At 60.1% G+C, this 13,646-nt stretch carries 11 protein-coding genes; 8 read left to right on the forward strand and 3 right to left on the reverse strand.

The annotated features are described in order from the left end of the window. Positions 1 to 3 precede the first annotated feature (3 nt). Positions 4 to 693, forward strand: a complete 690-nt coding sequence (locus tag AC1DUP_RS04940) for an ABC transporter permease (protein WP_113309059.1) — start codon at positions 4 to 6, stop codon at positions 691 to 693. A 119-nt stretch (positions 694 to 812) separates the two neighbouring features. Next, on the forward strand, positions 813 to 1,721 hold the full coding sequence (locus AC1DUP_RS04945; protein WP_477832220.1) for a homocysteine S-methyltransferase family protein: 909 nt from the start codon (positions 813 to 815) through the stop codon (positions 1,719 to 1,721). Between the two features lie 66 nt (positions 1,722 to 1,787). Here the strand turns inward: AC1DUP_RS04945 and AC1DUP_RS04950 are convergent, their stop codons facing one another. After that, a complete protein-coding gene (locus AC1DUP_RS04950; protein ID WP_113309061.1) occupies positions 1,788 to 2,570 on the reverse strand; it encodes an SDR family NAD(P)-dependent oxidoreductase in 783 nt (260 codons plus the stop codon). A 448-nt stretch (positions 2,571 to 3,018) separates the two neighbouring features. Here AC1DUP_RS04950 and AC1DUP_RS04955 point away from each other — a divergent pair, with 448 nt between their 5' ends. Further along, positions 3,019 to 3,900: a hypothetical protein gene (locus AC1DUP_RS04955; protein ID WP_113309081.1), complete on the forward strand. Its 882-nt coding sequence runs from the start codon at positions 3,019 to 3,021 to the stop codon at positions 3,898 to 3,900. Positions 3,901 to 3,999: 99 nt separating this feature from the next. Here AC1DUP_RS04955 and AC1DUP_RS04960 read toward each other — a convergent pair whose 3' ends face one another. Then, positions 4,000 to 4,302 (reverse strand): hypothetical protein, encoded by a 303-nt coding sequence (locus AC1DUP_RS04960; protein ID WP_113309062.1) that lies wholly within the window; start codon positions 4,300 to 4,302, stop codon positions 4,000 to 4,002. 214 nt (positions 4,303 to 4,516) lie between these two features. On the opposite strand from AC1DUP_RS04960, the gene AC1DUP_RS04965 reads away from it, so the two are divergent. Next, the gene (locus AC1DUP_RS04965) at positions 4,517 to 5,491 is read left to right on the forward strand and encodes a L,D-transpeptidase family protein (protein ID WP_113298662.1); all 975 of its coding nucleotides are present in this window, start codon (positions 4,517 to 4,519) and stop codon (positions 5,489 to 5,491) included. 363 nt (positions 5,492 to 5,854) lie between these two features. On the opposite strand, the gene AC1DUP_RS04970 is transcribed toward AC1DUP_RS04965, so the two are convergent. Further along, positions 5,855 to 6,295 carry a hypothetical protein gene (locus tag AC1DUP_RS04970; protein ID WP_113298663.1) on the reverse strand — a complete coding sequence of 147 codons (441 nt, stop codon included), beginning with the start codon at positions 6,293 to 6,295 and terminating at the stop codon, positions 5,855 to 5,857. A 325-nt stretch (positions 6,296 to 6,620) separates the two neighbouring features. On the opposite strand from AC1DUP_RS04970, the gene AC1DUP_RS04975 reads away from it, so the two are divergent. The 4 genes from AC1DUP_RS04975 to AC1DUP_RS04990 all read left to right on the forward strand — a co-directional run bounded on the left by AC1DUP_RS04975 (position 6,621) and on the right by AC1DUP_RS04990 (position 13,551). After that, complete coding sequence (locus AC1DUP_RS04975) at positions 6,621 to 8,156, forward strand: sensor histidine kinase (RefSeq protein ID WP_477832221.1); 1,536 nt, start codon at positions 6,621 to 6,623, stop codon at positions 8,154 to 8,156. A 352-nt stretch (positions 8,157 to 8,508) separates the two neighbouring features. Next, entirely contained in the window at positions 8,509 to 9,375 is an 867-nt protein-coding gene (locus AC1DUP_RS04980; protein WP_477832222.1) for an alpha/beta fold hydrolase, read from the forward strand. Positions 9,376 to 9,752: 377 nt separating this feature from the next. Further along, entirely contained in the window at positions 9,753 to 11,807 is a 2,055-nt protein-coding gene (locus tag AC1DUP_RS04985; RefSeq protein ID WP_477832223.1) for a response regulator, read from the forward strand. 868 nt (positions 11,808 to 12,675) lie between these two features. Then, entirely contained in the window at positions 12,676 to 13,551 is an 876-nt protein-coding gene (locus AC1DUP_RS04990; protein WP_477832224.1) for an alpha/beta fold hydrolase, read from the forward strand. Positions 13,552 to 13,646: the final 95 nt, after the last annotated feature.

Genomic DNA, 13,646 nt, shown 5'->3' on the forward strand with positions numbered 1-13,646 from the left:
CCCATGAGTTTCACCTGGATCTCTTCCTATTGGCCGCTGCTTCTGACGGGCGCCTGGCAGACGGTTTGCCTGCTGGTGATTTCCGTCATATTCGGCTTCGTCATCGCCATTGGTCTTGCCTTCGCGCAGGTCAGCGGCGGCAGGCTGACGCGGCTGCTCGCCCGCGGCTACTGCACCTTCTTCCGCGGCACACCGCTGCTGATACAGATGTGGCTTCTCTACTATGGGGTGGGATCGCTGCTCCCCATGATCCCCGGCATCCGCCAGAGCCTGTTCTGGCCCGTCTTGCGCGAGGGCTTCTTCTTCGCCGCCGTCAGTTTCACGCTGAACTATGCGGCCTATGAGGCGGAGGTGTTGCGCGGCGCGCTGCTTGCCGTTCCCAAGGGGGAGCTCGAAGCCGGCCGGGCCTTCGGCCTGTCGCCCTGGAAGCTGACCCGGCGCATCTGGCTGCCGCGCGCCATTCGCATCGCCCTGCCGACGATTGCGGGAGAGATCGTCATGCAGCTCAAGGCGACGCCGCTCGCCTTCACGGTGACGGTGATGGACCTCTATGCCGTGGCAAACAAGGTCCGGCAGGACACCCTGCTCGTCTACGAACCGCTGCTGGTAGTCACCCTCTTCTATCTCGCCCTGACCGCAATAATCGCCCGCGTTTTTCGAGGTCTCGAAGCGCAGGTGCCGGTTCGCCGCTAGGCCGGCGGAATAGGATCGGCCATGAACGACTGCGCGCACGAACCACGCACACCCAGCCCAATTTATTTTGAAAAGCCCGCAGCCGGTGACGGCGCGACCGCCTGAATGGAGAACCCTTCATGAGCACGACCCGAATTCTCGATGGCGGTATGAGCCGCGAGCTGCTGCGACTGGGCGCGGAATTGAAACAGCCGGAATGGTCGGCACTGGCGCTGATCAACGCGCCGGATATCGTGCGTGAGGTCCATAAGGAATTCATCGCCGCAGGCTCGCAGATCATTACGACGAACAGCTATGCGCTCGTGCCCTTCCATATCGGTGAGGACCGGTTCCAGAGAGAGGGCGCGGCATTGATCCGCCTCGCCGGTCGCCTGGCGCGCGAGGCGGCCGATACCGTCGCGGATCGGAAGGTGCTGGTCGCCGGTTCGCTGCCGCCGATCTTCGGTTCCTATGAGCCGCAGAATTTTCAGCCTTCGCGCGTGCAGGATTATCTCAAAGTGCTCGTCGAAAACCTCAATCCTTTCGTCGATGTATGGCTCGGCGAGACGCTAAGCCTGATCGCCGAGGGCGAGGCCGTCCGCAAGGCGGTGGCGGCAACAGGCAAACCGTTCTGGATCGCATTCACATTGGCGGATGATGAGGCAGACATCGAAAGTGGCGAGCGGAAGCTTCGCTCCGGCGAAAGCGTCGAGGACGCAACATCCTGGGCAGTGTCATCGGGTGCCGAAGCCTTCCTGTTCAATTGCAGCAAGCCCGAGGTCATGCAGGCGGCCGTAGAGACGGCGGCGCGCGTGTTCCGGAAGGCGGACGTTCACCTCGAAATCGGCGTCTACGCCAATGCCTTCGAAGGGGAGCAGGGCGACGCAGCCGCCAATGAAGGCCTGCACGACACCCGCAACGATCTGAATGACGATGCCTATTCGCGTTATGCCTGTTCCTGGGCCGAAGCGGGTGCGACAATAATCGGCGGCTGCTGCGGCATCGGCGCTGCTCATATTCATCGCTTGAGGAAGACGTTTTTGGACTGAGGCATCTGCCGACGATATTCGTATTTCCTGGGCAAGGAGCGCGAAGGAGGGATCTGCGGCAAACCGTCAGCGGCCGGAGATCGGGAATAGGCTGACCCCCGTCAGTTCCGCCAGTTTGTCCATCAAGATGTCCTGATAGGCGAGGTCGGTGACCTGTCGCGCTGGTTGGCGTCGCTGGCGGTGATGCCAGTATCCGCCAGTGACCTGAGCCTCCTCATCCTGGCTAGTTGCGAGCCAAGTCTGCGTTTCATGCCCCATCTCCAGACTGTCCGGCGCTCCGGCCCCGCCCATTTTCGTCGGCACCCAGCCTGGATCGACGGCATTGCTGAGCACATCAGGCCAATGTCGCGCGACTGCCGCGGCGAGTGCCGCTACGTGAAGCTTGCTTTCGGAATAGGCCCGGCTTGCGTTCCAGGTGCGGGCTGTCCAGTCGATATCCTCAAGGGAGCCGTCGCTATTCTGGTGCATGCCGCTCGTCAGGTACACAAGGCGAGCCGGTCGATCGATCAAGGCGGTCAGCAGATAGGGTGCCAAGGTGTTGACGGCCAGGATTCTAGCGTGACCTTCCGGCGTATTCCCGCGGCCTCTCTCCGCGTAGATACCGGCATTGTGAATTACGGCGTCCATAGGCCCGATCCGGTTGACCTGATCTGCGATGGATCTAGTCTCGGCATCGCTGGCAAGGTCGCCGATAGCGACGGAGACAGACTTGCCCATGAGATCGCCGACGGTTCGAGCGCGTTCCTTTGATCGCGCGTGCAGGACGACCTCATGGCCATTTTCGATAAGGACGCGGGCTGCAGCTAACCCAAGGCCATCTGTTGATCCTGTGATGAAGATTCGGCTCATGGTTCACCTTTCGATTGGGTTCGCTGATCTCGGTCGTCGCAGAGATGTGTCGCCCGCCGCACCCATCGATATCGCTTCATATGTGCAAAGAACAATCCCGGCTCGCGAACAGGCCAATGTTCCCGCAAGGCTGACGACACCACTGGATTGCCATCGGACAGGTCGCCTCGTGATGCATCTCGTCTCTGCTGGAACGAAGAACTGACGGCTGGTTAGAACCGAGCCCGGCGAGGCCCGAACCATTTGGCTGCTGGACTGTTTCAACCTTGGAGCACAAACGTCAACCGACAGTTTGCCTCTTCCGGCCTCGACGGACGTCAGCACCCGACGAGAGCCGCAAAACTGATTTCTACCGCCCGTCAGGGGCCTCAGGGGAGGCACGACGATGCTTGTGCGATGGCAAACCTTGCCCGACGGCGCGAAAACGCCGGCGATAAAAGGATCGGTCATGAACAATAGCGACGACGCCCCGCCAGATGTGGCCGCGACAGATCCCGGCGAAGCGGTGTCCTTTCCGTTTGACAGGATGACGGTCCAGCGATTTCGGGAAACATTCCCCCGCGCACGATGGAGCGAGGAGAAAAATGCCTGGCTCGTTCCCGGAACCACAGCCCGACGCCGCATTGATCGCTGGCTTGCGCGCGAGGCCTCCCGAAGAGACCTCTTTGCCGACGAAAGAGGACGCGACGCCTATGCGTTCGAACCGATCCTCAGCCCCTATCTGAAGGTTGGCGATACGGGTTTCCTCATCCGCACGCCCTATTCCCGTACAGCGGTGAGCGAACTTCGGCAGATCCCTTTTGCCCGCTGGGATGGAGAGCGCCATATCTGGATAGTGCCTTTCGGCTCATACGACGATCTGCAGCATCGCTGGCAGAGGATCGAGGAAGCCGCCAGGCGCAACGAGCCTGATGAACGGCGAAGGCGCGCTGCGGAGCGAAAAGGCACCGAGCAAGACCGTGCAGCCCGACGTCGTTCGGCCGAACGACGACGTCGTCGTCTCCCTCTGCCTGCCCATGACCTGCCGCCATCTCAGCGTCCCATCGCAACCTCGTTCTATGGGATCGTGGTGATCGTTGACGTGACTGGTGAACTGGTTGCGCCTGACATTGCAGACGAATTCTACCCGGAAGCGGCTCACGATCGGGTCTGGGCCGCGTGGCGCGTCGCTACTCTGGAAGAACTCGTGCATGCATGGCCGGCGAGAGCCGTACCAGGTGACTACGAGAGGCATCGCGGCTGGTGGCAGCCGACAATCCATGAACTGCGCGATGCGCGCAAGACGGCCCGATCACGCGAGCGGCGGGCAGCGAGACAGGAGAGGACATAAACCGTTTGACCATGATGTGGGCCGGGACCCGCGGAAAGCGGGCGGGTCGCGCGTACCCGAAAAGCCCGGCAGCATCGCCGGGCTTCGAATTTTCGCTTGTTACGGATTGCCACTCGCTGGCGGTGCCGCGGGGGCGGGGGCTCCGTTGTTTGCAGCCGGCGCAGACGGTGCTGCCGGGGCGACAGGGGCTGGAGCAGGCTGCAGCTCGCCCTGGGTGGTTGCGGCTGTCGTCTGCGGATCAGTCGTCGGGGCCATGTAGTTGTAGTAGGCGAATCCTGCGATGGCCACGACTGCGATCACGAGGATAAGGCCCCATGATGAGCGGCGCCGGTGGATTGGCGTCGTTCGCAGGTCGGGATTGCGGCCGGGGCCGCCGAGGGGGTCGTTCGGTGTGAATACCATGGTGTTTTCCTCCATTAGCCTGCAGAGAAAAGCATCTTAGCGGCCCTTTTGTTCCAAAACGCGCGAAAGTCGCGCGCAAGAACGGTCCGAACCGCCGGACCCGAAGGTCTACGGAGGACGAAATCTCCGGCGGCGACAGGCCGCTCGCCTCAATCAGGGAACCCGCGGACGCATTGCCGTGGAACCTATTTCGTGCGCGGCAAGTTCATCGGTCATGAAAACGCTCGTGTTTCTATCGATGGTCGCAATCCTTGGTATCGGCAATGCCGAGGCGGCGGAAATTTCGCCTGATGCCATCAATGCCGCATCACTTTCCGCCGTAGCGCAGGGTCGGTCGTCCGCGCCGGTAACCGATCCGGATCCCGCGATTGTGCGCCTTCAGGTGCTTCTCGACCGTGCCGGTGCATCGCCGGGCGTGATCGACGGGGTTTACGGAGAAAACGTGATCAAGGCTCTGGCCGGTTTCGAGACCATGATCGGACTGCCATCCGATGGGAAAATCGACCCCGCGGTCATCGGTCAGCTGGAAGCCGGTGGGCCGATCATCGGACGCTATACGGTTACGGTCGAGGACGCTCAGGGTCTGGTAGACCATATTCCCGAAGACTATGGCGAGAAGGCCGAAATGGCCAGCATGGGCTATACGAGCGTCGCCGAAAAACTCGCCGAGCGATTTCATATGGATGTCGATCTTTTGAACGCGCTCAATCGCGGCTCCGATTTTGCAACCGGCGCAACGATTTACGTGGCGATGCCGGGTGCTCGACGAGAGGCAAGGATTGATCATATCGAGGCCGACAAGAAACGAGGACAGTTGGCCGCGTATGGCGAGGACGGAGTGCTACTCGCCATCTATCCGGCGACCGTCGGCAGCGACGACAATCCGTCACCAAAAGGGACGCACAAGGTCAAGGGCGTGGCCAGGATGCCTGTCTACCGCTATGATCCGAAGGTCAATTTCAAGCAGGGCAGGAATACCAAAGTCCTGACGATACCCAAGGGGCCGAACGGGCCGGTCGGAAGCGTGTGGATTGATCTCACCGAACCGACTTACGGCATCCATGGCACACCCGATCCCGAACTCATTGGCAAGGTTGGATCGCACGGCTGCGTGCGCTTGACGAATTGGGATGCCGAGGAGCTCGCGGGAATGGTCAAGCCGGGTGTCATTGTCAAATTCATCGACTGACGCGACATCCCCATGGCTGAATTTGCAAAAACCCAGCTGGTCTCGAACAGGATGACCGAGCCGCCTTCTTGTACGATCACAGGATGTGCCTGGCGTTTTGGGACGCCGCGGTCATGTTGATGGGCGAAAACGTTGGGGACTTCGTCGGGCGATCTTCAGCGCGTCCGTTGAAGCGCCTAGACGCGATTGTCAGCGCGCGGCCAGTGGTCTCTGGCAGATACTCGGATGAACCGGTCGAGCGTCGCCCGCAATTCAGGGAGCGTCGTCAATGCGACCGCAATGAGCGGGGATCGCGGACGTGTGGTTCCGGGCCGAAGTCTGAGCTTTTGCCGCACTTTTGGATCGTGCCATCTCCGCTCGCCGCTAGTTGAGCGACCGCGAGACGGCCCGTAGATAGGTTTCGGCGAGCTGGACCCGTTCCTCGGCGACCCTCAGCAGGGTTTGCTCAAGCCGACGGGCATGAACCTTGGACATTGTCGGCTCGGAGCGCCAGCGCGGTGAACCGGGCGTAACTCTGATCCGTGGGCCGAGGCCCGGCCGGTACTGTGCGAGCGTAATGCCCGCCTTGATCAGGAGGCTTCTGATATCCAGACGCCGTTCGGCAGCGATCACGACACAAAACGCCGACACCAAGAGCGATTTTGGAGCAGGTAGTTCGATCTCGTCAATCACGTCGTGACGGACGTCGTTCGCCTTTACGAAGACGAGGAATTCATCGATGAACTGCTGTGCCCTCTCGAGGGCGTCACGCCCAAGATTCCCCCCTGAAACGAGCTCATAATCGCTTTCGATGACCAGACGCATTGCGATCTCCTTTGCGCAAGTAACGCGGCAGCGGTTTCTTGGTTCGGGAGCGGGCGGAAAAAGCCCGCGAGGCGTTCTTTAGCCATCGGTTACGAAACCTATCGCACGCACCATCATTGTTCACCTGACCAGCCAATCCAACGCGGAAAGAGGCGCTGTCCGGGCGGGATCTGCAGACAGACGCCTATCCATTCCGATGCCGCAGTTCCCGTTGTGTCGCCGCTCCCAACCGGGTAGCGGAGGATGAGAGGGGCGGCTGCAACCTATCCTTGACTCCGATAGCCTGCTATCCGACAGTGCTGCCTGTTAGATCCATGGGGATTCAATGGGCCTCACGAAAGGCTTCACGATTGTCGGCAGGGCTGCAATTGCCGCCATCGTTTCAATGTTCCTTGCGCTCTCGCTTGTCTTGGGCTTCTGGCTGCATTCGAGCTACATGTCCGCCGTCAGGCGTGGGGAAGATCAGGTTACAGCCACCGCCAAGATCGTCGCCGCCAACGCGATCTGGATCAATTCGCTGGCGCGCCAGACCCTTCACCGCATGGACGATGCCTTCGGAACGGTGGAGACCTTGCCGGACGAGGAGCGCGTTAGAAGGTTCAACGCCGCGACGGCCGAATTGCCGACCACGGCAACCGCCTATGTGGTCGCTGCGGACGGGACCCTTCTTTATTCGACGGACCGGGAAAGCAGCCCCGCCGACATCGTCGACCAGACCTATTTCCGCCGGCTGGCCAATGGTGCAGAGGACCATACGTCGGCGATGACTGTCATGCGCAACACGGATCGCCACGTCTTCCTCTCGGCAGCGCGTATCGAGCGCAACGACAAGTTCGAAGCTGTCGCGATCCTGGCCTTTGATGTCGGGATGCTGCGATCGATCTGGGACGCTGCGTCGCTTGGGCCGGGCTCGACGGTGAGCTTCCTCAGGCGCGACGGAAAGTTGATCGCAAGGTATCCCGAGCCGAAAGAAGTCGTCGATCTCGGCAACTACATCCTGTTTACCGACTATATGCGCAAGGCAACATCGGACTCTTATGTGTCCGTGTCCCCCGTCGACGGGGTCGAAAGGTTGGTGGCATACCGCATCGTCGAGCGGACGCCCTTCGTCGCCATTGCATCGGCCGACACAGTGGCAATCCTCAAGCCCTTCTGGACCGATGTTTCGATTGCCGCGCTGATCGTTCTTCTGGCCCTTTGTGCGGCCGTGGTCGGCGGATTGAAGATCCTGAGCCTCGCGCATGCGGACGCGCACCACACCGCAGAGCTTGCCGAGGCGCTTCGGACCAACCAGGTGCTGATGCGGGAAATACATCACCGGGTGAAAAACAATCTGCAGACCGTGATGGCGCTTATCAGGCTGCAGGGCTTGCGGCCGGAGACCGTCCAGAGGGTGAACGAGCGGATCGTCGCCATGTCGGCGGTGCACGAACAGATGTACGGCTTCGATCAGTTCAGCAGCGTCACTGCACGGCAGTTCGTCCCAAACCTGGTTCGCACGTTGGTCGGGCTGCATGATCGCGAAATCCAGCTGACCTTCGAGATCGACGATATCAGGATCGATGCAGACAAGGCCACGCCATTTGCATTGCTGCTGAACGAGCTTCTGACAAACAGCATGAAATACGCCTTTGACGGTCGTGACGACGGACACATCCGCATCAGGCTGCTTGATCGCCCCGACGGCAAGGTCCTGCTTGAAGTGGCGGACGATGGCGTTGGATATGAGCCGGTTGCAGCGAAAACCGGCATGGGAAGCAGGTTGATCAAATCCTTCGTCAGCCAGATGGATGGGACCTACACCACTGAGCAGGCTCAGGGTACCGTCTTCACTGCACTATTGTCGATTGCCGTACGATGATGCGGGCGGTCTGGGACCAAAAGCCACGAGCGCCGGACATCCGGAGCGGCAAAATGCAGGACGGTCCGGTGCCACACGTCCTTTGACCTTCTGGCCAAAGTCGGAAGAAGGGCGCTTTCTGACAGTGCTTCCGTTGACAGCCGGAACTCGGCCGCGATCCGTGAGTTGATCTTCGGACAGAACAGAGGCGCGCGGATGCACGATCCTGATCACATCCTGAGCGAGGTTAGGCCCAGGCTTGCCGCACTTCGCAATGAACTCTCCCGTTCGAGACGATACATCGTGTCCGTTGTCAGGGATGAACCGTCAAACGACTGGCCGGCAGCAGACATGCGAACATGCGGGAACGTCGATGTTTGAAGGGTTCGAGCTTCAATATGTCGAGATTGCCGAAGGGTCGATCCGTCTGCGCATCGGCGGCAGTGGACCACCGGTGCTTCTCCTACACGGACACCCCAGAACGCACATGACATGGGGGAAGGTGGCCGACCTTCTGTCGCCATCCTTTACGGTCATCTGTCCGGATCTGCCGGGCTTTGGGCGATCCTATATTCCTGCCGACACCCACGACAGCCGCTATTCGTCGAAGCGGGCCAAGGCTGCTGCGCTCGTCGTCATGATGAAGAGACTCGGCTTTCACACGTTTGCCGTGGTTGGCCATGATCGCGGCAGCCTGAGTGCCTTTCGCATGGCGATGGATCATGCAGACCACGTCGAAAGATTGGTGATCATTGACGGGCTCCCCGTGCTCGAGCATCTGGAGCGGGCGAACTGGGAATTTTCCCGTGATTGGTATCATTGGTTTTTCTTTGCCCAGCCCGAAAAGCCCGAACGCGCAATCTCGGCCGATCCGCTCGCCTGGTACTACACGTTGCGCCCGGACGCGATGGGACGGCAAGCCTATGATGATGTCCTCGAGGCAATCTCCAAACCGCTCGTCGTCCATGGCATGATCGAAGATTACCGCGCCGGCATCCGCATCGACCATATCCACGACCGGCAAGACCGCGACGCCGGTCGCAGGATCGCCTGCCCGGTGCTATGTCTGTGGTCGCTGCGCGACGACCTTGAGCAGATCTACGGTGATCCGCGGGCGATCTGGAAGACGTGGGCAGATGACGTGCGCGGTTTCGGCATCGACAGCGGTCATCACGTAGCAGAAGAAAATCCGTCAGCGCTGGCGCAGGCGATTTCGGCCTTCCTGGGGCAAGAAATGTGAGGCAGGAGCGCGCCGCGAAACAGACGCGCGCTGGGTTTGTCTTTCTCCCGGAAGGATGGGAAACGATGTCTCCAACACGATCCCTACGGGGCGATCGAGAGGCAAACCGCCTGTGATGCCAAGGAATGTCCAGGCTCAAGCTGAAGCCCTCCTCGTCCGGTTGGGCAACAAGCGGGGCATCTCGCATATCAGCCAGAAGAAACCGATCGAGGCCACCTACCTGCCGATGCGAGACACCATCTGGAGGTCGAGTAGCGATACCGGCTATGCTTTCGCCGCTTATCCGGGGGAAAGGTCAGTCTCATTCCAACTTGGCATTGCAAGTTTCCTACCCTGGATTATTTGATAGGGTTCGAAAGAACACACCGGAGTGTCCGTTGAACAAAACCCGGCCAGCGCTCCTTCTCATTACGGCATCGCTCATTCCGGTCATCATACTGGCGGCGTTGATGGGAAGGTTCTTCATCAAGGAGCAGCAAGCCTCTCTCGACGACGACATTCGTGGTCGGGCAGCGACGCTGGCCGCCACGCTTCAACGTGAACTCAAGAGCCAGGTCCAACTGCTCTCGATCGTCGCCGATTCCCCCCGCCTCGACCCCCCGATTCCGCGCGCCGCATTTGTCGAGACTGCGCGGCGCCTGCGCGATCGGGTGCCTGAATGGGAGCAAATCCGGATCTCGAACGAGAAGGGCGAAGTGGTTCTGTCGTTTCCGCCGCTCGATCCGTCAGCCGACACGCGCGTTGTGGATATGGAAAGCCACGACGCCCTGGTTCGCACAGGTGCCGCAGTGGTCGGCAATATCGCCATCGGGCCGAAAGGCCAGGCGGCCTTTGCGCTGCGCGCTCCGATCCAGAGGAACGATCGTTTGAGGGCCGTTCTGTCGGTGGTGATCCGGCCGACGATCGTGACCAAACTGCTTTATGCCAACGGACTTCCGGGGTCCTGGTCGGCCTGGATCGTCGATGGACAGGACCGTCTGGTGGCGTCGACCGGCGCTCCCGCACTTGCCGGTAATCCTGCCACCAAATTCGCAAGCTTTTCCGGCCAGGACTTCGGCGCGGCGACTCTCAACGACGGGATGGAGCTTCGGGTCGCCGAGGTCGCGCTCGCTGACACGCCCTGGCGGGTAAGAGTTGGCCTGCCGGTCGCCGATTATGAGCGGCTGGCGCGCAACGCTACCATGCTGCTTGCCGCGGCGAGCTGTTTCACGCTCCTGCTGTCGGGCTCGGCTGTATTTCTCTTTTATAGGGAGGTGCGCGCCAGAAGCCGGGAGTGGGAAAGCGTGGCCAATTGGCAGCGGATGGATGCGCTGGGAAAACTGACGGGGCAGGCGGCCCACGATTTCAACAATCTGCTGATGGTTTTCCAGTCCGGGGTGGAGGGCATCAAGAGACGGCGAAACGACGAACAGCGCGTGACGCAGCTTCTGGCGCATATGAGCGATGGCGTGGCTCGGGGAAAGGCGATCACGCAAAGGCTACTGTCGTTTTCGAGACGTTCCAACCAAGGCGCCTCCCAGGTCGAGCTCGACGGCAGGCTTGCCGAACTGTCTCCGCTGCTGCGCCAAGCCGTCAACGACACGATCCTGATGGAGATCAGGGTGCCGGAGGATACCTGGCCGGTTCACGTCGATCCTGCTGGGCTTGAAATTGCTCTGATCAACGTCCTCACGAATGCACGCGAGGCCATGACGGGAGGTGGAAAAGTGACAATTTCCGCCCGCAATGTGCTCGACGCCGCCACGGAGGATGCCGGGCTGAAAGGACCATTCGTCGCGCTGACGATTTCCGACACCGGAACGGGTGTCGCCCCGGAAAACCTTGCACGGGTGTTCGAGCCGTTCTTTTCTACCAAGAAGAATGGCGGCCCAGGCCTTGGGCTGACGCAGGTCCACAGTTTCGCCAGCGGCAGCGGCGGTGCAGTCAAGGTCGCAAGCCTTTCAGGCCACGGCACCGCCTTTACCTTGCTTCTGCCGCGATCAAACGAGCCGCGGGCGGTGCGTGCGGATTCAGCCCCTTCGGCAAACCTTCCCCGTACGATCATGATCGTCGACGACACGCCGGCATCCCTGGAATCCGTGCGAATGGCGCTCGACGAAATCGTACCGACGATCTTCGTAGCCGCAGGCGGCCCCGAGGCGATCGAGATCCTGGACCGTCATCCGGAAATCGAGGCGGTCGTCAGCGACATCATGATGCCGGGCATGTCGGGGATCGAGCTTGCCGAGGAGATCCGCCGCAAAAACGCGTCTCTGCCCGTCGTGCTGATGACCGGCTATAGCGACAGGCTGGAGGCCGGTACGGAAGTCGGACGGCCAGTCGTCCCCAAGCCTTTCAAGATCGAGGATCTGGCCGCCTGCCTCGAGAAGGCGAAAACTTCGGTGACCCAATCGGCAAACGTCGTGCGTCTGGAAATTCCAACGAAGGGCTGATCAGCGTCTATCTCCGTGCGGGTTCGATGCCGTCTTCACTAGGCTCGGCACACGCTCGTGGCTGTTTCCCGTTCCCGTGCCGGCGGCGATCACGGCCCCCTACGGTTGTGGTGAGAAGATGTGACAACATGTGAGCAAAATCCCTGAATTGTGGCGAGTGTTCGCCAATTTCGATGAACATATGCTCATGGCGGCTACACAGAGCCGCTTAATAGGAAAACTACCATGTCTATGCTTCGTAAGATCGCCGCAACGGGCCTGATCTCTCTGACCCTTGCAGTTGGCTCCATCGCAACAGTAACGCCCGCACTTGCTCATGGCGGGGGAGGAGGTCACGGAGGGGGAAGTCATGGGGAAGGGGGGCACATGGGAGGATTTGGTATGGGCCATTTCGACAGGGAGGGAAACCGAGGTGCGTTTTTTGCCCACGACCGCTTCGATGGACGGTTCAGGGACCGCAGTCCTATCTTCCTGGGTAGCAACGATGACTATGATCGCTGCTATTGGCAATGGAACGATGAGCGCTCCGGGCATCCAGTCAGAACCGAGGCATGTTACTAGTCGATGCGAAACATAAGGTCGTTCTGACGAGACGGTGACTGGCACGAACCAAAAACCAGCAGTCGACCGAACGTGACCTTCTGGTTCAAACGCCGCCGCAGCTTTCTTCGTGCAACGCTGCGGCACCGGCGATCGCTGGAGTTTAGGCCAAGGTAACGTCTGGAATGCGAGCGAAGCTTCGATGGCTTGAAGAGCTCGATGTCCTTCACAAATCAGCGACGTTGCGTCCACAACTCCCCAAACTCAATCCATTTGCCTGGCGCGGTTCGAATACGACCGTGCTTCCAAGCGATATAAGGCCCAATCAATGTCAACGCGAAATACCCTCAGCTCCGGACATCATGTCGTCGATATCGACGGAATTCAGCAAAGCTTTCATGTCGCGGGTCAAGGGCCGGTTATAGTAGTTCACCCCGGCGGCCCGGGCATCCACTGGCAATATCTCCGCATGGGTTTTTTGGAGCGTCATTTTACCATGCTGTATCTCGAACCAATCGGCACAGGTGGTTCAGGCCGGCTTGCTGAGCACCCCCATGGCTATACCGTCGAACGCTTCGCGAAACAGCTTGGCAGCTTCCTCGAAACACTCGACCTGTCCAAAGTCGTTCTTCTCGGTCATTCTCACGGAGGATTCGTCATCCAGCAACATACGATCGAGCACCCGGATCGCGTATCGGCAATGATCTTGTACTCGTCGTCGGCTGTGACGGGGAGTGACTTCATGACGGCGGCTGCAAACGGGGTCCAGAGCTTTGCCGATCGCTATCAGGCCGAGGGGCCTGCAGTACTGCGAGCCTGGCAGTCGGTTCCGAACATGTCGAGCGACGACGACTATACCAAGATCATGCGCGACCTGCTTCCCGCTTACTTTGCCGACGGTGTTCGTGAGAAGCTTGATCTTGAAGCACTGCGCTCACGGATAAAGGCGACACTTCTCATAGGTGACAACGAGCCGTTTGATGTTCGATCGAAACTTCAGAGCCTTTCCGTGCCGGCGCTTGTTCTCGTCGGAGATCACGATTTCATATGCGGTTCGAAATGGGGGGAGAACCTGCATGACAGCTGTTCGAATTCGGAGTTGGTACATTTCGCCCAAAGCGGCCATTTCGCGCACCTAGAACAGCCGGAAGAGTTTTTAGGCGCGGTGCTTGCATTTCTCGATACTCATAAGCTGATCCCGTGATGACGTCGTAATCTACCGCTCAGCGAGGTCATCGCCCCTGCGCAACATTGCAGCGCCGGTCGAGGCCACGGCTGCCGATCCTCTTTTGTCGGCAA

It is taken from the genome of Rhizobium sp. 01L419 (assembly GCF_056400025.1).